Raw genomic sequence first — 18,711 nt, forward strand, 5'->3', positions numbered from 1 at the left:
CCTGCCATTTTTAGTCTCCTTTGGCGATGACCTGGATCAATCGTCCCGGAAGGCTTTTATCCATTGCATAATCAAGCAAAATAAACGATATTTCATTCATAATCCCGCTGATGATTTTTCCTGATATTCCCCTCTTTTTTCAGCGTTTGCTGGGTCATCGATAAAAACAGTAGCATTCAATACTGCTCACGCTTAAAACAGCATAAAATGCCAAGATTTTTGAAAAAGCAAGGTCAGATAATGCCTGGCGAGCGGATCTTATAGTGAGACAGATCACAGGCTTTCTGCCGCTCCGTATTAGCAGCCCTTCTATAAAAAACCTTTTAATTTCAACAGATTCAAAAAGTTATCTGTGCTACAGCACACTTTTGCATAAATCAGTTTGCCATTTGACCTGGGTGTGGATTCCCGATAAGTTGGGGATCCGCTGGAAGCTTTCTGGATGAGCCGTCTGCTCATCATATTTATGCAGTAATTGAGATTCCCTCTTAACCGTATTTACCAATGCGCAAAGGACACAAAGAGGGCGAATGCGAGGTAAGCGTATGATGCGCCAGCCCCGTCGCCATGCTCTTGCTGTGCCCGCGCGCCGTCGGTTGAGAGAGCGTCCCGTAGAGCCTGGGGAGGTTCACTGATATGTTGTACGATAAATCCCTTGAGAAGGATAACTGTGGTTTCGGCCTGATCGCCCACATAGAAGGCGAACCTAGCCACAAGGTAGTGCGTACCGCCATACACGCGCTGGCCCGGATGCAGCACCGTGGCGCGATCCTTGCCGACGGTAAAACCGGCGACGGTTGCGGCTTGCTGTTACAAAAACCTGACCGTTTCTTTCGCATCGTGGCCGAAGAGCGCGGCTGGCGCTTAGCCAAAAACTACGCCGTCGGGATGATCTTTTTGAATAAAGATCCTGAACTGGCCGCCGCGTCACGCCATATTGTCGAAGAAGAATTACAACAGGAAACCCTGTCGATTGTCGGCTGGCGCGATGTGCCAACCAATGAAGGCGTGCTCGGTGAAATCGCCCTCTCCTCCCTGCCGCGTATTGAGCAGATTTTTGTCAACGCTCCGGCGGGCTGGCGTCCGCGCGATATGGAGCGCCGTCTGTTTATCGCCCGCCGACGCATTGAAAAACGTCTGCAGGACGACAAAGATTTCTACGTATGCAGCCTGTCGAATCTGGTCAACATTTATAAAGGTCTGTGTATGCCGGCGGATCTGCCGCGCTTCTACCTGGATCTTGCGGATCTGCGTCTGGAATCGGCCATCTGCCTGTTCCACCAGCGCTTTTCCACTAACACCGTGCCGCGTTGGCCGCTGGCGCAGCCGTTCCGCTACCTGGCGCATAACGGCGAGATTAACACTATCACTGGCAACCGCCAGTGGGCGCGCGCCCGTACCTATAAATTCCAGACGCCGCTGATCCCGGATTTACAGTCCGCTGCGCCGTTTGTTAACGAAACCGGTTCGGATTCCAGCTCGCTGGACAACATGCTGGAACTGCTGCTGGCAGGCGGGATGGACATTATCCGCGCCATGCGCCTGTTGGTGCCGCCCGCCTGGCAGAACAACCCCGATATGGACCAGGATCTGCGCGCCTTCTTTGACTTTAACTCCATGCATATGGAGCCGTGGGACGGTCCGGCAGGCATCGTAATGTCCGACGGGCGCTTCGCCGCCTGTAACCTTGACCGTAACGGCCTGCGCCCGGCACGCTATGTCATTACCAAAGACAAGCTGATCACCTGCGCCTCCGAAGTCGGTATCTGGGACTATCAGCCGGATGAAGTGGTCGAGAAAGGCCGCGTCGGCCCAGGCGAGCTGATGGTGATCGACACCCGCGGCGGACGTATTCTGCATTCCGCGGAAACCGATGACGATCTAAAAAGCCGCCATCCGTATAAAGCGTGGATGGAAAAGAATGTTCGCCGTCTGGTGCCGTTTGAAGAGTTGCCAGATGAAGAAGTCGGTAGCCGCGAACTGGACGATGACCTGCTCGCCAGCTATCAGAAACAGTTTAACTACAGCGCCGAAGAGCTGGACTCGGTTATCCGCGTGTTGGGCGAAAACGGCCAGGAAGCCGTCGGCTCAATGGGCGACGATACCCCCTTTGCCGTGCTCTCCAGCCAGCCGCGTATTATTTACGACTACTTCCGCCAACAGTTCGCGCAGGTCACTAACCCGCCTATCGACCCGCTGCGTGAAGCGCACGTCATGTCGCTCGCCACCAGCATCGGTCGCGAAATGAACGTCTTCTGCGAAGCGGAAGGTCAGGCCCATCGCCTGAGTTTTAAATCGCCAATTCTGCTGTACTCCGATTTCAAACAGCTCACCACCATGAGCGAGCATCACTACCGCGCCGACTGGCTTGATATTACCTTTGATATCACCGAAACCACACTGGACGCGACGGTTAAAGCGCTGTGCGATAAAGCGGAACAGATGGTGCGCAACGGCACCGTGCTGCTGGTCCTCTCGGATCGCAATATCGGTAAGAATCGCCTGCCGGTCCCCGCGCCGATGGCGGTGGGCGCGGTGCAAACGCGTCTGGTGGAACAAAGCCTGCGCTGCGACGCCAACATCATCGTAGAAACCGGAAGCGCCCGCGATCCGCATCACTTTGCGGTACTGCTCGGCTTTGGCGCAACGGCCATCTATCCGTACCTGGCCTACGAAACGCTGGGGCGTCTGATTGATACCCAGGCCATCGCTAAAAACTACCGTACCGTGATGCAGAACTACCGCAACGGCATCAACAAGGGGCTGTACAAGATTATGTCCAAAATGGGCATTTCGACCATTGCCTCTTACCGCTGCTCCAAACTGTTTGAAGCGGTCGGGCTGCACGATGATGTGGTAAACCTGTGCTTCCAGGGCGTGGTCAGCCGTATCGGCGGCGCGAGCTTTGATGACTTCCAGCAGGATCTGCTGAATCTCTCCAAACGCGCCTGGCTGGCGCGCAAACCCATTAGCCCTGGCGGCCTGTTGAAGTACGTCCACGGCGGCGAATATCACGCCTATAACCCGGATGTCGTGCGTACCCTGCAACAGGCGGTACAGAGCGGCGAGTACAGTGATTATCAGGAATACGCCAAACTGGTCAATGAGCGTCCGGCGGCAACGCTGCGCGATCTGCTGGCGATACATCCAGACGGCGAGGCGGTGACTATCGACGAGGTTGAGCCCGCCAGTGAGCTGTTTAAACGCTTTGATACCGCAGCCATGTCTATCGGCGCATTAAGTCCGGAAGCGCACGAAGCGCTGGCGGAAGCGATGAACAGCCTCGGCGGCAACTCCAACTCCGGCGAAGGCGGTGAAGACCCTGCGCGCTACGGCACCAATAAAGTGTCGCGTATCAAACAGGTGGCCTCTGGTCGCTTTGGCGTGACGCCGGCCTACCTGGTCAATGCCGATGTGATCCAGATTAAAGTCGCGCAGGGCGCGAAACCGGGTGAAGGCGGTCAGTTGCCGGGGGATAAAGTCACTCCGTATATCGCTAAACTGCGTTATTCAGTGCCGGGCGTGACGCTGATCTCCCCGCCGCCGCACCACGATATCTACTCTATCGAGGACTTAGCGCAGCTCATTTTCGACCTCAAGCAGGTCAACCCGAAGGCGATGATCTCCGTGAAGCTGGTGTCCGAACCGGGCGTTGGCACCATCGCGACCGGCGTGGCGAAAGCCTATGCGGATCTGATCACTATCGCTGGTTACGACGGCGGTACCGGCGCCAGCCCGCTCTCTTCGGTGAAATATGCGGGCTGTCCGTGGGAACTCGGACTTGTTGAAACCCAGCAGGCGCTGGTCGCTAACGGCCTGCGTCACAAGATTCGTCTGCAGGTGGACGGCGGTCTGAAAACCGGCGTCGACATCATTAAAGCGGCGATTCTTGGTGCGGAAAGTTTCGGCTTCGGCACCGGCCCGATGGTGGCGCTGGGCTGTAAATACCTGCGCATTTGCCATCTGAACAACTGCGCAACCGGCGTAGCGACGCAGGATGAAAAACTGCGTAAGAACCACTATCACGGCCTGCCGTTCAAAGTGACCAACTACTTTGAATTTATCGCCCGCGAAGTGCGCGAGCTGATGGCTTCGCTTGGCGTGACTCGCCTGGTGGATTTGATTGGCCGCACCGACCTGCTGAAAGAGCTGGAGGGCTTTACGGCGAAACAGCAGAAGCTGGCGCTGTCTCGTCTACTGGAAACCGCTGAACCTCATCCGGGTAAAGCGCTGTACTGCACCGAGAATAACCCGCCGTTTGATAACGGCGTGCTGAATGCGCAACTGTTGCAGCAGGCGAAACCGTTTATCGATGCGCGCCAGAGCAAAACCTTCTGGTTCGACATCCGCAACACCGATCGTTCCGTCGGCGCGTCGCTTTCCGGCTACATCGCACAGACCCACGGCGATCAGGGGCTGGCTTCCGATCCGATTAAAGCGCACTTCAGCGGTACCGCAGGCCAGAGCTTTGGCGTGTGGAACGCGGGCGGCGTGGAGTTATATCTGACTGGCGATGCCAACGACTATGTCGGTAAAGGTATGGCAGGCGGTTTGATCGCCATCAGACCGCCGGTAGGTTCCGCCTTCCTCAGTCATAAGGCCAGCATTATCGGCAACACCTGCCTGTATGGAGCGACCGGTGGCCGTCTGTACGCGGCGGGCCGCGCGGGCGAACGTTTCGGCGTGCGTAACTCCGGGGCGATTACCGTAGTAGAGGGCATCGGCGACAACGGCTGTGAATACATGACCGGCGGCATCGTCTGCGTGCTGGGTAAAACCGGCGTTAACTTCGGCGCGGGGATGACCGGCGGCTTCGCCTATGTGCTGGACGAAGATGGCGAATTCCGTAAACGCGTGAACCCGGAACTGGTAGAAGTACTGGACGTTGATTCGCTGGCTATCCACGAAGAGCATCTGCGCGGCCTGATCACCGAGCACGTGCAGCATACTGGTTCGCAACGCGGCGAAGAGATCCTGTCCAGGTGGTCAAGCTTCTCAACCCAATTCGCGTTAGTGAAGCCCAAGTCCAGCGATGTCAAAGCCCTGTTGGGCCACCGTAGTCGTAGTGCGGCAGAATTGCGCGTGCAGGCGCAGTAAGGAATTGAAATGAGCCAGAATGTTTATCAATTTATCGACCTGCAGCGCGTTGATCCGCCGAAGAAACCGCTGAAGATCCGTAAGATCGAGTTTGTTGAAATCTACGAACCGTTTTCTGAAGGTCAGGCGAAAGCCCAGGCGGATCGCTGTTTGTCCTGCGGGAACCCCTACTGCGAGTGGAAATGTCCGGTACATAACTACATCCCGAACTGGCTGAAACTGGCTAACGAAGGGCGTATTTTTGAGGCGGCTGAGCTATCGCACCAGACCAACACCCTGCCGGAAGTGTGTGGCCGCGTCTGCCCGCAGGACCGCCTGTGCGAAGGCTCCTGTACGCTGCACGATGAGTTCGGCGCGGTGACCATCGGTAACATTGAGCGCTATATCAACGATAAAGCGTTTGAGATGGGCTGGCGCCCGGATATGACCGGCGTACGCCAGACGGACAAACGGGTAGCGATTATCGGCGCAGGTCCGGCAGGGCTGGCGTGCGCCGACGTGCTGACCCGCAACGGCGTGAAGGCGGTGGTCTTTGATCGCCATCCGGAAATCGGCGGCCTGCTGACCTTCGGTATTCCAGCTTTCAAACTGGAAAAAGAGGTGATGACCCGCCGTCGCGAGATCTTCACCGGCATGGGTATTGAGTTCAAACTTAATACCGAAGTGGGTCGTGATGTACAGCTTGAAGATCTGCTGAAAGATTACGATGCGGTATTCCTTGGCGTCGGCACCTATCAGTCGATGCGCGGCGGGCTGGAAAATGAAAATGCGGACGGCGTATTCGACGCTCTGCCGTTCCTGATCGCCAATACGAAGCAGATCATGGGGTTTGGCGAAACCAGCGACGAACCATATGTCAGCATGGAAGGCAAACGCGTGGTGGTGCTGGGCGGCGGCGATACCGCAATGGACTGCGTACGTACCTCCATTCGTCAGGGCGCAACGCACGTAACCTGTGCTTATCGTCGTGATGAAGAGAACATGCCGGGCTCCAGACGCGAAGTGAAGAATGCGCGCGAGGAAGGTGTCGAATTTCAGTTTAACGTTCAACCGCTGGGCATTGAAGTCAATGCCAACGGCAAAGTGAGCGGCGTAAAAATGGTGCGCACTGAAATGGGCGAACCGGATGCCAAAGGCCGTCGGCGGGCGGAGATCGTCGCCGGTTCCGAGCATGTGGTTCCGGCTGATGCGGTGGTGATGGCGTTTGGTTTTCGTCCACACAGCATGGAATGGCTGGCGAAACACAGCGTGGAACTGGACTCGCAGGGACGAATTATCGCGCCGGAACGCAGCGATAATGCTTTCCAGACCAGCAACCCGAAAATCTTCGCCGGTGGCGACATCGTGCGCGGTTCCGATCTGGTGGTGACGGCGATTGCCGAAGGCCGTAAGGCGGCTGACGGGATTATGAACTACCTCGAAGTGTAACCCTTCCGGCTCCCCGGTTGATGCCTTGTGCTGATGGCTGGGGAGCCGATATTCCTCTCCTCAATATCTCTCCTGCCGATTCTGGAAACCCGCTCGTAAATCGAGATGTAATGCCATGTAAAATCCGTTCATGGATTGATCCGTTTACGCCTGAAGCGTATTGATAGCGTTCTAATTTCACAATGAAACTATCACGTAAGGGATGACATGACGAATCCAACTTTAGCGCCACAGTCTGATGAATATCAGCAAATTCATAACGGAATTGTTCAACTGCTGGATACAGCGCGGACACAAACCGTTCGCAGCATCAACACCATCATGACAGCAACCTATTGGGAAATGGGTCGACGCATTGTTGAATTTGAACAAGGCGGTGAAGCCAGAGCTGCTTATGGTGAACAGCTAATTGATCGTTTATCACAGGATTTAAGCCAAAGATATAAACGAGGTTTTTCTGCCAGTAATCTATGGCAATTTAAAAAGTTTTATCTTTATTTTCAAAAAATTGAGATTCTCCAGACAGTGTCTGGAGAATCTCTCCATTTGGCGCAACTGGCTAAATCTTTCCCACTCCCCTGGTCGGCGTATGTCCGCCTCTTGTCGGTAAAAAATCCCAATGCCCGCACTTTTTACGAGAAAGAGACGCTACGTAACGGCTGGTCAGTTAGGCAGCTCGACAGGCAAATCGCGACGCAGTTTTACGAACGAACGCTACTGTCCCACGACAAATCCGCCATGTTGCAGCAGCCTGCACCCGCCGAGCCAAACGTTTTGCCGGAGCAAGCCATACGCGACCCGTTCATTCTGGAATTTCTTAACCTGAAGGACGAGTATTCCGAATCAGATCTCGAAGACGCGCTGCTCAGCCACCTGATGGACTTTATGCTGGAGCTCGGTGACGATTTTGCTTTTGTTGGCCGTCAACGCCGACTACGCATAGACGATAGCTGGTTCCGCGTCGATCTGCTGTTCTTCCATCGTCGCTTGCGCTGCCTGTTGCTCGTTGACCTGAAGGTAGGCAAATTCGGTTATGCGGATGCCGGGCAGATGAATATGTACCTGAACTATGCCAAAGAGCACTGGACAATGCCTGGAGAAAACCCGCCAGTCGGCTTGGTTTTGTGCGCAGGGAAAGGCGCGGGGGAAGCGCATTACGCGCTGACTGGCCTGCCAAACACCATCATGGCGAGCGAGTACAAAGTGCAGTTGCCCGACGAAAAATTACTCACAGACGAACTTATTCGTTCGCAAACCATGCTGGAAACTCAACTCACTCGCGGTGGTTCACGGACAACGGAGAAAAACTAGCGAACCATTAATGTCATGAATGATTATCAAAAAAATATCACACGAAAACGTTTGCTTTATTCTGAGAACTGTATATTATGCGGCGGATTTTTTGGGCAAAATTCATGGAGGCGTTGTGTCGCAGGACAACAATTATAGCCAGGGCCCCGTCCCTCTGGCGGCGCGGAAGGGCGTGATTCCACTGACGTTTGTCATGTTGGGTTTAACGTTTTTTTCCGCCAGTATGTGGACCGGAGGGACACTCGGCACCGGTCTTACCTATCACGATTTCTTCCTCGCAGTTCTCTTCGGTAATCTCCTCCTCGGTATCTACACTGCATTTCTTGGTTACATCGGCGCAAAAACCGGACTCTCCACCCACCTCCTTGCACGTTACTCCTTTGGCGTTAAAGGCTCATGGCTTCCCTCCTTGCTGCTTGGCGGCACACAGGTAGGCTGGTTTGGCGTTGGCGTAGCGATGTTCGCTATTCCGGTCAGTAAAGCGACGGGCATTGATGCCAATATTCTGATTGCCGTTTCGGGTCTGCTGATGACCCTGACCATTTTTTTCGGCATCTCGGCGTTGACCATTTTGTCTATCATTGCCGTACCCGCGATCGTGATTCTGGGCAGCTACTCCGTCTGGCTGGCGGTCAGCGGCGTGGGTGGGCTGGAGCATTTAAAAACGATAGTGCCGCAGACGCCGCTGGATTTTTCCAGCGCGCTGGCGCTGGTGGTGGGCTCGTTTGTCAGCGCCGGTACATTAACCGCCGACTTCGTCCGCTTCGGGCGTCATGCCAAAAGCGCCGTACTGATTGCGATGGTCGCTTTTTTCCTCGGCAACTCGCTGATGTTTATCTTTGGCGCGGCAGGCGCTGCCGCCGTCGGTCAGGCGGATATCTCTGACGTGATGATAGCGCAGGGGCTGCTGCTGCCCGCGATTGTGGTGCTCGGCCTGAATATCTGGACTACCAACGATAACGCGCTGTACGCATCGGGTCTGGGCTTCGCCAATATTACCGGTCTTTCCAGCCGCACGCTGTCGGTGGTGAACGGGATTATCGGTACCGTGTGCGCGCTGTGGCTTTATAATAATTTTGTCGGCTGGCTGACGTTCCTGTCATCTGCCATCCCACCGATTGGCGGAGTGATTATTGCCGACTATCTGTTGAACCGCCGCCGCTATGCTGACTTCAACACCGTGCGCTTTATTCCCGTTAACTGGATTGCTATTCTTTCCGTCGCGCTGGGCATCGCCGCCGGACATTATGTTCCTGGTATTGTGCCCGTCAACGCCGTACTCGGCGGCGTCTTCAGCTATATCCTGCTGAATCCACTTTTCAACCGCAGCCTTGCTAAATCACCAGAGGTCAGCCATGCAGAACAATAACATCACCATTCGTCAGGCGCGTCTGCAGGGACACGAAGGATTATGGCAGATTACGATTGAAAACGGGCGCTTTAGCCGGATTGAGCCTCAAGAAGCCGCATCGTTACCGCAGGGCGAAGTGCTTGATGCCGAAGGCGGTCTGGCTATTCCACCGTTTGTTGAGCCACATATCCACCTGGATACCACGCAAACGGCGGGTGAACCGAGCTGGAACCAGTCCGGCACACTGTTTGAAGGGATTGAGCGCTGGGCAGAACGTAAAGCAATGCTCACGCATGAAGATGTGAAAGCGCGCGCGATGCAGACCCTGAAATGGCAGATGGCTAACGGCATCCAGTACGTTCGTACTCACGTTGACGTTTCAGATCCTACGCTCACCGCGCTGAAAGCCATGCTGGAAGTGAAGCAAGAGGTTGCGCCGTGGGTAGACCTGCAAATTGTCGCCTTTCCGCAAGAAGGTATTCTGTCTTATCCCAACGGTGAAGCGCTGTTAGAGGAAGCCGTGCGTTTGGGCGCTGACGTTATTGGCGCCATTCCGCACTTTGAGTTCACGCGGGAATATGGCGTTGAATCGCTGCACAAAACCTTCGCCCTGGCGCAGAAATACGATCGCTTGATCGATGTGCACTGCGACGAAATTGATGACGAGCAGTCTCGCTTTGTCGAAACGGTCGCGGCGCTGGCGCATCGTGATGGCATGGGGTCGCGCGTGACCGCCAGCCACACCACGGCTATGCACTCGTACAACGGCGCGTATGCGTCACGCCTGTTCCGCCTGTTGAAAATGTCGGGGATTAACTTCGTCGCCAACCCGCTGGTGAATATTCATCTGCAAGGGCGGTTTGATACTTACCCGAAACGTCGTGGCGTCACGCGAGTGAAAGAGATGCTGGAAGCGGGGATCAACGTCTGCTTTGGCCATGATGACGTCTTCGATCCGTGGTATCCATTAGGCACGGCAAATATGCTGCAGGTGCTGCATATGGGGTTACACGTTTGCCAGTTGATGGGGTATGGGCAAATCAACGATGGGTTAAATCTGATCACTACCCACAGCGCAAAAACCCTGCATTTACAGGACTACAGTCTGAGCGTCGGCAATGCCGCGAATCTGGTTATCTTACCCGCTGAGAATGGATTCGATGCGGTACGTCGCCAGACGCCTGCCCGTTACTCGATTCGCCACGGGCGGGTAATTGCCGAGACGGTGCCGAGCCAGACGACGCTGCACCTGCCCCAGCCGGAAGCCGTGACGTTTAAGCGTTAACCCGTCATACCCGCGCTCTCCGGCACATTCACCACGCAGCCCGTAAGGGGCTGCGTTCGGAAGACTGCTCCGGCAAGAGATTCAGGCCGCCAGCAGACTGGCGCGTACTTTCACTACCACTTTCTTGATGTCATCCGGCTCACCCACTGCACATCCCGGTTTATGCGGTTCTCCCGGCATAAACACAGCAAACATCCCCGCTTGCAGCGTAATAGTCTGCTCGTCGACAATTTGACTACAAAGCTGGTAATCCTCTTCAACGTGCATCTCCTCGCACTGGCGAGCGGCACCGGACATCCCAAACGCAATACGCTCGACGCCGGTTAGTAGTAGCTGAATATCAATGTATTGTTCATGCAATTCCGCTTTCTTCTCGGCCGGCATTTGCGTCGTTAACTGCATTACATTCATAAAGATATTGTCGCCCTGCAATTCATAGCGCCCCGGCGCTTTCTCCTGCGGCCTTGCCGCCAGCGCGAGAGTCAAGGCATCCAGCAGTCGCGGATGCAACCCGCAAGAAGGCAACGACTGTACTTCCCCCATCATCATAATGTGTCTCCTTGAGCTAACAAAGCAGCGCCTAATAATCCTGCGTCATGCCGATAGCGAGCGGCGCTCAGCGCCACGTGATAAGGCGCAGGCTCTTGCATCAAAAACGCGCGAACCTGCTCCAGGTAACCCTCAGCTAACCCTACGCTGCCGCCAATGACCACACACTGGCAGTCGGTAATCGCTTTCACATCGGCGATCATTCGCGCTATTACCTGCGCGGATTGGCTTACCAGATGTTGCGCCTGCTGATGACCTTCGCCAGCGCGAATAAATAGGGTTTTGGCGTCGCATCCCGCCAGATCGTCCCGCGCCGCCGCGGCCATCCCTCGTCCGGAGGCGATGGCCTCTACGCAGCCAACGCGTCCACAGCCGCATACGGGCCCGTGTGGGTCCGCCAGGGTGTGTCCCAGGTGCCCGGCCAGACCGCCTTTTCCGGTAAGGAGCTTGCCGTCGCAGACAACGCCGCCGCCAACGCCGGTTGAAACGGTGATAAATACCATATCGCGAATATCATCAGGGAGCGCGTGATACTCCGCCCAGGCCGCCGCCTGCGCGTCGTTCACCGCCAGCGTCGGCAGGCCTGCTATCGTTTCCAGTGTTTGTACTAACGGAAAGTGTAGCAAGCCGCCCAGATTATGGGGGTTTAGCGCCAGCAGCATCCCTTCCTGAATGATCCCGGTAGAAGCTATCGCTACCTGACGCGCCTCTGCCCGTAGTGGTTCAACCAGCGCCTTTAATGCTTCACGTAACGCATCCGGCGTTTTGCTTGCGGGGGTCGGCAGCTCGCGACGCTGGCTAATGCGCAAGTTTTTGTCGATGAGCGCGGCGGCAAGTTTAGTACCGCCAATATCGATTGCTAACGTAGTCATGACGCCGCCTTTTTTAATGCGTCGTTATACCATCCACAGATATGTTCCAGACGGGTAATGGCGGACCCCACCGTCACCGCCCATGCGCCATAACGGATCGCCTCCGCCGCCAGTGCTGCCGAGTTATAGCGCCCTTCGGCTATTACCCGGCATCCGGCGTCATGCAACGCTTTGACTAAGGGCAGATCGGGTTCCTCCGGCGTATCGGGGGTGGTGTAGCCGGACATTGTCGTGCCGATAATGTCCGCGCCCAACCGTTGACAGGCGAGACCATCGTCCACGGATGAGCAGTCGGCCATCGCCAGTAGATGGTGGTGATGAATGCGCGCCAACAACGCCTCAACGGCTACCGGCCGTTGCCGAGCGGTTCCATCAACGGCGATAATAGCTGCTCCGGCCTGTGCCAGCGCATCTACATCGTCGAGAAAAGGGGTAATGCGCACTGGAGAGTCGTCCAGATCGCGTTTGATAATGCCGATAATGGGTACCGAAACGAGCGAGCGGGTCATACGCAGGTTGTCTATGCCTTCAATACGCACCGCAACCGCGCCCGCCTGTTCCGCCGCCAACGCCATTGCCGCTACAATCTCCGGCTTATCCAGCGGACTGCCCGGAACGGGCTGGCAGGAGACAATCAGGCCGCCAGAAGCGGCAATATTTTTATCCAGTTGTTCAAGTAACGACATACTACTCCCTTACAAATATTGCCCGGTTTAAAACCGGGCAAGCGGATTAACTTTTCGTTTTTACAAAGGCACCTTTACCACTGCCAAGCGGTACGGCTCCGCTGAACGGTTTGTCGTCGATAGCATCGTGGGTGCGTAACGCTTCCGGACGTAGCCAACGCTGTACGCGAGACGGCATATCAAGCCCAATAAGCAGGATCACGACAAACGTCAGGCTGAAAGAGAGCGATGCCAGCGCAGTGCCCAGATCCAGACGTTGAGCGATCAGTGCTCCCAGGATCGGCGCCAGCGCGCCGCCGAGCGCGCCGACGTTATAAGTAAAGCCCAGCCCCGCCGCGCGCTGATCGGTATCGAAGTAACCGCCGATCAGTTTCGGCAGAATCCCGGCAATCCCCTGCCCCAACATCTGTTGGAAAAACAGTAGCAGACCCAGAACCCAGACGTTTGTGCCGCCAATCGCAAAGACCGGAATAATGAGGATTTGCGAGGCCAGCAGGCTACAGACATAGGCTTTACGCGTTCCCAGCCAGTCGCCAAGAAAACCGCCTACGCAGCAACCAACCGCCGCGCCAAATCCGCTAAAGAACAGGACATTCGCCACCGTATGCGGATCGTAGGCCAGCTCGGTTTTCAGATAAGTAGGTAATAGCGCCTGAATCGGCCAGGAATAGAGGAAAGCAAACAGTACCACCAGCATCAGCATGACGCCAGTGGGCCAGCGTTTACCGCTGCTCTGCACCATAAAGCTGATAAAGATAACCGCGCACAGTAGTCCCAGCCCCGCCACAATCGCAGCATTTTGTAGGTTACCGGCAAAACAGAACCACAGCGCAGCGGCGGCGGCGAAAGTCATTAAAATGTTGATGATGCGATGCTCGCCCCGATAAAGAATGTCGACCATCGTGCGTACCGGCGCTTTACCCGCGTGTTTCTCTTTCCAGTCTTCCGCTTCCGGAATGTTTTTCCGCAGCCAGAGAGCGAAGATAATTGGCAAAATGCCAATGAAAAACAGCGCGCGCCAGCCCCAGACAGGCACCACCAGGCTGTACACCTGCGCGGCAACGACCGCGCCGACGGAGAAGCCGGAAATCAGAAAACCGCTGGCTTTATTGCGTAAATGTTTTGGCCAGCTTTCAATCACATAGGTCGCGCTGGAACCATATTCGCCCGCCATGCCCATACCAATCACCAGTCGGGCGATGAACATGGTGGTGTAACCGGGCGCAAACCCGCATGCCAGGGTTCCCACCGAAAACAGAATGATGCTGCTGACCATCGCCAGACGACGCCCATAGCGATCGCCCATCGCGCCCAGTAATAACCCGCCGAACCAGCGAGAGATAAAAGCCGCAGAAATCAGGCTTGCCGCCTGTACCGTCGTCAGCCCAAATTCGCTTTGTACCTCAGTCAGTACAAGAGCAATCAACACAAAATCAAAACCATCAAGCAGATATCCCAGCCAGGCAGCGGAAAATGCCCGCCACTGCGCCCGGTTGAGATGGCGATACCACGGGATGTTCTGGGTAGAAGTACTCATTTTACTCTCCCGACGATTTTTGTTGTCGTTATGCCGAATGGCGGCTCCGCCTTATCCGGCCTACCGCTCACACTGTTGTAGGCCGGGCAAGCGTAGCGCCCCCGGCATTATGCTGTTACGCCTTTTCTTCCATCAGTTGTTGCGCCAGCGCCTTGAGCGCCGGCAGGTATTTTTCATCAACAGGCGCAAACGGTTTACGACACAGCGGCACCGATAGCACGTCCATATAATGCAGGACCGTTTTCAGGCCGCGGAATACGCCGGTTTTAATCAGTAAATCAATAACCTTATTGCACTCGGTTTGCAGACGCTGCGCTTTCGCCACATCGCCTTCACGTAATGCCTGCACAATCCCCTGGTAACGCCAGCCCATAATGTTGTATGTGCTGCCGATACCGCCGTCCGCGCCCGCCAGCAGGCCGGAAGCGAAGATTTCGTCATAACCGTTGTACAGCACCAGATCCGGATGCGCGCGGCGGATCTGCTCCATCTGGAAGAGATCGTCGGAGGTTTGCTTCAGCGCGCTCACGCCCGGTAATGTCACCAGCGTATTGATCTGATCGAGGGTAAGTTTTACACCGCTTAACGCCGGAATGTTGTATACCACCATCGGCAATCCATCTGCGGAATCAATGATTGCCCGATAATGGTCACAGTGCTCTTCAAAACTGAAAGGGTAATAAAAAGGCGTCACCGCAGAGACCGCATCAAAACCGTAACGCTTTGCGGCGCTGGCAAGCTGCTGGCTTTCTGCGGTGCTTACCGTCCCGACATGGGCGATCAACGTGATTTTTCCCTTCGCCTCTTCGGCGACAATCTCCAGTACCTGCTCTCTTTCAGCAAGGCTCTGTACGAATGCTTCCCCGGTGGAACCGCCAACGTACAGCCCGTCGATACCCTGGCCGATGTTAAAACGCACCAGACGGCGCAGGCTTTCGCTATCCAGTTGCTGCTGATGATCAAATGGGGTCAACAACGCCGCCATTACGCCTTGCAATGCTTTTGCCATACCTACCTCTACGGATGATGAATATATTAACTACCTACCTTTATACCTGTTATACCAGATCAAATAAGCAGCAAATAATACAGAACGCTTATAGTGCGATCTGCTTCACTAAACCGGGATCGGAGGTGCGATCGCTACCGCATTTTTTGACTTTTTTTACCGAGCGCGTGCCAGGTAGCGGAAACGCTATTGAGGTGGGTTTGCAGAGCGCGATCCGCTTTATCGGGATCTCGCTGGCGAATGGCATCAACAATCACAATATGCTGTTGATAACTCAAGTTATTATGTTCATGCAGCTCACGATCGGGAACGCTTGGGCGAGCGGCGATTAGCCAGTCCAGCAGAGCAACATGAATAGCCATAAAGATCGGATTGCCGGGAATTTCAGCCAGCACCCGGTGAAACTCGACATCCGAACGAATAAACAGCGCGTTGTCATCCAGCGACTGGCTATTAATTTCCAGTGCTTTCGTTAACAACGCGATCTGCTCGTCGGTGGCATGTTCCGCCGCATAGCGTACCAGGCTGGATTCAAAGAAAAGCCGTAGCTGTTCAAAGTGAGCGATGCCGCCAGGATGAGTAAGAAAATCTTTCGCCATACCCGACAGTTCGCTGATGATGGTATCAGCAGAGGGGCGCGAGACGCGGGCGCGTTCGCCGTTATTGATTTGCACCAGGCCTTTACGCTTCAGCGCAGCTAACGCTTCACGCACAGAGGGACGTCCCACATTGAAGAAGGCCATTAATTCACGTTCAGACGGTAGCTGTTCTCCCTCGCCAAACTCATGACGGCGGATCATCTGCTCCAGCTCTTCCTCAACCATTTCAGACAGTTTTTTACGCGCCAGCGGACGGCGGCGCAAACTACGCCCGAGGGATGTCGGTGAATCTTCTGCTTGCGAATCAAATGCGTTCATAACGTCCATTCATGAGTGGTCGGTGGCAAATAATAGCAAGCTTATCGTAACACAGCTTCAAAAGCAGGGTGAACCCGCGAGGAGACCAAACAAAACAGGCCCTTCCGGGCCTGTTGATTATTTTACTACGCGTAGCGCCGGACGTCCGCCACGCGGCGGAGGCGGCTCGTCATCAGGACTACTGTCGTCATCGTGGTCGGGCTTATCGCCATCAATGACGGACATCACGGTCTCGCTTTCCGCGCCTGCGGTATTGTCATCATCATTTAAGCTGACAACGTCTTCATCATAGGCGGCTTCAGGCTCAAACATGGTGCCTGCGCCGTTTTCACGGGCGTAAATCGCCAGCACCGCAGCCAAAGGCACAGAAACCTGACGGGGAACGCCGCCGAAGCGCGCATTAAAACGCACTTCATCATTAGACAGCTCCAGATTACCTACCGCCCGCGGCGCAATATTGAGGACGATTTGCCCATCACGCGCATATTCCATAGGGACATGCACGCCAGGCAGCATCACATCCACCACCAGATGCGGAGTCAACTGGTTATCCAGCAACCACTCGTAGAAAGCACGCAACAGATAAGGACGACGCGGCGTCAACTGTGACAAATCCATACAGGTTAACCCCGACCGAGGCGCATTTCACGTTCAGCTTCGGTTAAAGAAGCCAGGAAAGAATCACGTTCAAAGACGCGGGTCATATAGCCTTTCAGCTCTTTCGCCCCTGCGCCGCTGAATTCGATACCCAACTGCGGTAAACGCCACAGGAGAGGCGCCAGGTAGCAATCAACCAGGCTGAATTCGTCGCTCAGGAAATACGGTTTCTGACCAAATACCGGCGCAATCGCCAGCAGCTCTTCACGCAGTTGTTTACGCGCAGAGTCGGCCTCGGAAGCAGACCCGTTTACGATGACGTTCATCAGCGTATACCAGTCTTTTTCAATACGGTGCATGTACAGACGGCTTTCACCGCGCGCGACCGGATAAACCGGCATCAGCGGCGGATGAGGGAAACGCTCATCCAGATATTCCATAATGATGCGAGATTCCCACAGGGTCAGCTCACGATCCACCAGTGTCGGAACGCTTTGATTCGGGTTGAGGTCAATCAGATCCTGAGGTGGATTGTCCTTTTCCACATGTTCGATCTCAAAACTAACACCCTTTTCAGCCAACACAATGCGGACCTGATGGCTATAGATGTCAGTAGGACCAGAAAACAGCGTCATTACCGAACGTTTGTTGGCAGCGACAGCCATGAAAACCTCCAGGTATATTCAGAATTTTTACTGCTACCAGCCACAATGTGACCAGCCAGATGTTATGTCACCCAGGGCGAAAAAAGCCATCATTGCTCAGAAACGAGACAAAAAATGAACATTCCCCGCTATTTGGGCAGAAAATTGGATGATAGTTTACCAGATTTTGTGACCTTTGTGGTGAGTCGATTCTGGAATTGGGGAAAAAGAGACAACAATCCGCATTTCATTGTGACAGATAAATGCATTGCCCATAAAAAAACCCGCCGAAGCGGGTTTTTTCGCTAACAGTTGTCTGCCGAAGCAGAAACCCATTAACGTTTGGAGAACTGCGGACGACGACGTGCTTTACGCAGGCCGACTTTCTTACGTTCAACCTGACGAGCGTCACGAGTAACGAAGCCAGCTTTACGCAGTTCGCCACGCAGGGACTCGTCGTACTCCATCAGAGCGCGGGTGATACCGTGACGGATCGCACCAGCCTGACCAGAGATACCACCACCTTTAACAGTGATGTACAGATCCAGTTTCTCAACCATATCGACCAGTTCCAGCGGCTGACGAACTACCATGCGGGCAGTTTCACGACCGAAGTACTGTTCCAGAGAACGTTGGTTGATAACGATTTTACCGTTGCCCGGTTTGATGAACACGCGAGCTGCGGAACTTTTGCGGCGACCAGTGCCGTAGTATTGATTTTCAGCCATTGCCTATAATCCCGATTAGATGTCAAGAACTTGCGGTTGCTGTGCCGCGTGGTTGTGCTCGTTGCCCGCGTAAACTTTCAGTTTACGGAACATAGCACGACCCAGCGGGCCTTTTGGCAGCATGCCTTTAACCGCGATTTCAATCACACGCTCAGGACGGCGGGCAATCATCTCTTCAAAGGTCGCTTGTTTGATACCACCGATGTGGCCGGTGTGGTGATAGTACACTTTGTCAGTACGCTTGTTGCCGGTTACAGCAACTTTGTCAGCGTTCAGAACGATGATGTAATCACCGGTATCTACGTGCGGAGTGTATTCCGCTTTGTGCTTACCGCGCAGGCGACGAGCCAGTTCAGTAGCCAGACGGCCCAGAGTTTTACCGGTCGCGTCAACAACATACCAGTCGCGTTTTACGGTTTCTGGTTTAGCTGTAAAAGTTTTCATTAAAAGCTTACCCAAATAAATAAGTTACACGTTGGTGAACACCCAAACGTTTTAAATAGTTGAGGTTCACACGACAAAGTCCGGTAAACCTACCCCCTCGGATATGTTTGGCCGGCACAGAGAAAGTTTGGGAAAAAACTCTCTTGTAACGTGGGGTCGCAGGATTATAGAGAAGTCCAGGTCAAAGATCGACCCCTTTTTGCGATTTGCCGCGGGTTTTGTTCAGGCCTGGTTCACCCTCGGTCGGGGAGGTTGC

The 18,711-nt window shown here is 54.7% G+C and carries 16 protein-coding genes; 6 read left to right on the forward strand and 10 right to left on the reverse strand.

From position 1 onward, the window contains the following. The first annotated feature begins 636 nt into the window (after positions 1-636). The 5 genes from gltB (at position 637) to ACLJRE_RS03200 (ending at position 10,472) form a co-directional block, all read left to right on the forward strand. A complete protein-coding gene (gltB, locus tag ACLJRE_RS03180; protein ID WP_058108999.1) occupies positions 637-5,097 on the forward strand; it encodes a glutamate synthase large subunit in 4,461 nt (1,486 codons plus the stop codon). Positions 5,098-5,106: 9 nt separating this feature from the next. After that, positions 5,107-6,525: a glutamate synthase subunit GltD gene (gltD, locus tag ACLJRE_RS03185; protein ID WP_000081638.1), complete on the forward strand. Its 1,419-nt coding sequence runs from the start codon at positions 5,107-5,109 to the stop codon at positions 6,523-6,525. Positions 6,526-6,732: 207 nt separating this feature from the next. After that, on the forward strand, positions 6,733-7,836 hold the full coding sequence (locus ACLJRE_RS03190) for a YhcG family protein (RefSeq protein ID WP_000184316.1): 1,104 nt from the start codon (positions 6,733-6,735) through the stop codon (positions 7,834-7,836). Between the two features lie 115 nt (positions 7,837-7,951). Beyond that, positions 7,952-9,205 carry a cytosine permease gene (gene codB / locus ACLJRE_RS03195; RefSeq protein WP_001542969.1) on the forward strand — a complete coding sequence of 418 codons (1,254 nt, stop codon included), beginning with the start codon at positions 7,952-7,954 and terminating at the stop codon, positions 9,203-9,205. Then, positions 9,192-10,472, forward strand: a complete 1,281-nt coding sequence (locus ACLJRE_RS03200) for a cytosine deaminase (RefSeq protein WP_001180677.1) — start codon at positions 9,192-9,194, stop codon at positions 10,470-10,472. The genes codB and ACLJRE_RS03200 overlap by 14 nt, the downstream gene beginning before the upstream one ends. 81 nt (positions 10,473-10,553) lie before the next feature. Here ACLJRE_RS03200 and nanQ read toward each other — a convergent pair whose 3' ends face one another. The 8 genes from nanQ to sspA all read right to left on the reverse strand — a co-directional run bounded on the left by nanQ (position 10,554) and on the right by sspA (position 17,304). Further along, positions 10,554-11,021, reverse strand: a complete 468-nt coding sequence (nanQ, locus tag ACLJRE_RS03205; RefSeq protein WP_000979901.1) for an N-acetylneuraminate anomerase — start codon at positions 11,019-11,021, stop codon at positions 10,554-10,556. Beyond that, on the reverse strand, positions 11,018-11,893 hold the full coding sequence (gene nanK / locus ACLJRE_RS03210; protein ID WP_000208968.1) for an N-acetylmannosamine kinase: 876 nt from the start codon (positions 11,891-11,893) through the stop codon (positions 11,018-11,020). The genes nanQ and nanK overlap by 4 nt, the downstream gene beginning before the upstream one ends. Continuing rightward, the gene (locus tag ACLJRE_RS03215) at positions 11,890-12,579 is read right to left on the reverse strand and encodes an N-acetylmannosamine-6-phosphate 2-epimerase (protein WP_023212285.1); all 690 of its coding nucleotides are present in this window, start codon (positions 12,577-12,579) and stop codon (positions 11,890-11,892) included. The genes nanK and ACLJRE_RS03215 overlap by 4 nt, the downstream gene beginning before the upstream one ends. A gap of 46 nt (positions 12,580-12,625) precedes the next feature. Beyond that, the gene (gene nanT, locus ACLJRE_RS03220) at positions 12,626-14,116 is read right to left on the reverse strand and encodes a sialic acid transporter NanT (protein ID WP_000108071.1); all 1,491 of its coding nucleotides are present in this window, start codon (positions 14,114-14,116) and stop codon (positions 12,626-12,628) included. A 115-nt stretch (positions 14,117-14,231) separates the two neighbouring features. After that, the gene (gene nanA, locus ACLJRE_RS03225; RefSeq protein ID WP_023212286.1) at positions 14,232-15,125 is read right to left on the reverse strand and encodes an N-acetylneuraminate lyase; all 894 of its coding nucleotides are present in this window, start codon (positions 15,123-15,125) and stop codon (positions 14,232-14,234) included. A 134-nt stretch (positions 15,126-15,259) separates the two neighbouring features. Beyond that, positions 15,260-16,051 (reverse strand): transcriptional regulator NanR, encoded by a 792-nt coding sequence (nanR, locus tag ACLJRE_RS03230; RefSeq protein WP_000382923.1) that lies wholly within the window; start codon positions 16,049-16,051, stop codon positions 15,260-15,262. Between the two features lie 108 nt (positions 16,052-16,159). Next, positions 16,160-16,660, reverse strand: coding sequence for a ClpXP protease specificity-enhancing factor (gene sspB / locus ACLJRE_RS03235; RefSeq protein WP_000366112.1), 501 nt, complete (start codon positions 16,658-16,660; stop codon positions 16,160-16,162). A 5-nt stretch (positions 16,661-16,665) separates the two neighbouring features. After that, on the reverse strand, positions 16,666-17,304 hold the full coding sequence (gene sspA / locus ACLJRE_RS03240; RefSeq protein ID WP_000257298.1) for a stringent starvation protein SspA: 639 nt from the start codon (positions 17,302-17,304) through the stop codon (positions 16,666-16,668). A gap of 114 nt (positions 17,305-17,418) precedes the next feature. Between sspA and ACLJRE_RS03245 the strand changes: the two genes are divergently transcribed. Continuing rightward, positions 17,419-17,592 carry a hypothetical protein gene (locus ACLJRE_RS03245; protein ID WP_001518027.1) on the forward strand — a complete coding sequence of 58 codons (174 nt, stop codon included), beginning with the start codon at positions 17,419-17,421 and terminating at the stop codon, positions 17,590-17,592. A gap of 26 nt (positions 17,593-17,618) precedes the next feature. Here ACLJRE_RS03245 and rpsI read toward each other — a convergent pair whose 3' ends face one another. Next, positions 17,619-18,011 (reverse strand): 30S ribosomal protein S9, encoded by a 393-nt coding sequence (gene rpsI / locus ACLJRE_RS03250; protein ID WP_000829815.1) that lies wholly within the window; start codon positions 18,009-18,011, stop codon positions 17,619-17,621. A 15-nt stretch (positions 18,012-18,026) separates the two neighbouring features. After that, positions 18,027-18,455 (reverse strand): 50S ribosomal protein L13, encoded by a 429-nt coding sequence (gene rplM, locus ACLJRE_RS03255; RefSeq protein WP_000847559.1) that lies wholly within the window; start codon positions 18,453-18,455, stop codon positions 18,027-18,029. Between the last annotated feature and the right edge of the window lie 256 nt (positions 18,456-18,711).

Source organism: Salmonella sp. SAL04157, assembly GCF_046551635.1.
Classification (GTDB): Bacteria; Pseudomonadota; Gammaproteobacteria; order Enterobacterales; family Enterobacteriaceae; genus Salmonella; species Salmonella enterica.

Bases quoted from the DNA above. Each gene is read 5' to 3' on its own strand.
- gltB (WP_058108999.1), top strand. From the start codon at position 637: ATGTTGTACGATAAATCCCTTGAGAAGGATAACTGTGGTTTCGGCCTG.
- gltD (WP_000081638.1), top strand. From the start codon at position 5,107: ATGAGCCAGAATGTTTATCAATTTATCGACCTGCAGCGCGTTGATCCG.
- ACLJRE_RS03190 (WP_000184316.1), top strand. From the start codon at position 6,733: ATGACGAATCCAACTTTAGCGCCACAGTCTGATGAATATCAGCAAATT.
- ACLJRE_RS03200 (WP_001180677.1), top strand. From the start codon at position 9,192: ATGCAGAACAATAACATCACCATTCGTCAGGCGCGTCTGCAGGGACAC.
- nanQ (WP_000979901.1), bottom strand. From the start codon at position 11,021: ATGATGATGGGGGAAGTACAGTCGTTGCCTTCTTGCGGGTTGCATCCG.
- nanK (WP_000208968.1), bottom strand. From the start codon at position 11,893: ATGACTACGTTAGCAATCGATATTGGCGGTACTAAACTTGCCGCCGCG.
- ACLJRE_RS03215 (WP_023212285.1), bottom strand. From the start codon at position 12,579: ATGTCGTTACTTGAACAACTGGATAAAAATATTGCCGCTTCTGGCGGC.
- nanT (WP_000108071.1), bottom strand. From the start codon at position 14,116: ATGAGTACTTCTACCCAGAACATCCCGTGGTATCGCCATCTCAACCGG.
- nanA (WP_023212286.1), bottom strand. From the start codon at position 15,125: ATGGCAAAAGCATTGCAAGGCGTAATGGCGGCGTTGTTGACCCCATTT.
- nanR (WP_000382923.1), bottom strand. From the start codon at position 16,051: ATGGACGTTATGAACGCATTTGATTCGCAAGCAGAAGATTCACCGACA.
- sspB (WP_000366112.1), bottom strand. From the start codon at position 16,660: ATGGATTTGTCACAGTTGACGCCGCGTCGTCCTTATCTGTTGCGTGCT.
- sspA (WP_000257298.1), bottom strand. From the start codon at position 17,304: ATGGCTGTCGCTGCCAACAAACGTTCGGTAATGACGCTGTTTTCTGGT.
- ACLJRE_RS03245 (WP_001518027.1), top strand. From the start codon at position 17,419: ATGAACATTCCCCGCTATTTGGGCAGAAAATTGGATGATAGTTTACCA.
- rpsI (WP_000829815.1), bottom strand. From the start codon at position 18,011: ATGGCTGAAAATCAATACTACGGCACTGGTCGCCGCAAAAGTTCCGCA.
- rplM (WP_000847559.1), bottom strand. From the start codon at position 18,455: ATGAAAACTTTTACAGCTAAACCAGAAACCGTAAAACGCGACTGGTAT.